Annotated in this window: 1 protein-coding gene; it reads left to right on the forward strand. The window is 49.9% G+C overall.

All coding sequences use genetic code 11. The features are described 5' to 3' along the window. Window positions 1-719, forward strand: a 719-nt coding sequence (locus tag A3750_RS17865; protein WP_369819951.1) for a 3'-5' exonuclease, incomplete at both ends; no start/stop codon positions are given.

Below are 719 nucleotides of genomic sequence, written 5' to 3' on the forward strand. Positions count from 1 at the left end.
TTCGCTACGGCCATCAGGTGGCCCTATTAGCGAATCAATTGATCTCCCACAGCCCATACCATGAAGACGCATTGTGCATCCCAAGCGAAACAAACCCGGACACACAGGTCGAAATCTGTGAAAGCAATGATGAGCTGAACAGCCTGACGAAGCGACTCGCCAAACACTCCGAACAGGCATTGCAAAATACCGCGATTTTAGTGCGCTACTGGAGCCAAGCTGCACCAATCGAGTTAGCCTTACTGCGCGCGAATGTGCCTTATACGCTACAAGGGCATCGCGGCATTTTTGGGTCTGACGAGATGTCTTGCCTGCGTACAGTCTTACAATTGGCGTCCGGCGACTTCAAGCTGCTTACAGAAGAACAACGCTTAGCGAGCCTGATGCAACTCGGCCGCTTCCCACATCTAGGTATTAATGAGCGACAAATGCATGATGTCATGCAATCACTGGCGCACTGCAACAGCCGGTGGGGAAACCATTTACTTAGCTTGATTCCAGAGCAGCTTTCACGATACCAGAAGCTAAAGCTAGAGCGTTTTGCCAAAGCACTCTCCGCAGTTGAGAACAACGCCAACGCACCTCGAAAGGTATTTGCACACTACGTTTCCGAGACCAAACTCTATGAAGAGCTAAAAAGCAGCGGCTTGAGTGAAGACGCCAGTAACGAGCAAATAAGAACGATCAAAGGTCTAGTCGAGTTCATGTCGCAAGACAAA

It is taken from the genome of Oleiphilus sp. HI0079 (genome assembly GCF_001635105.1).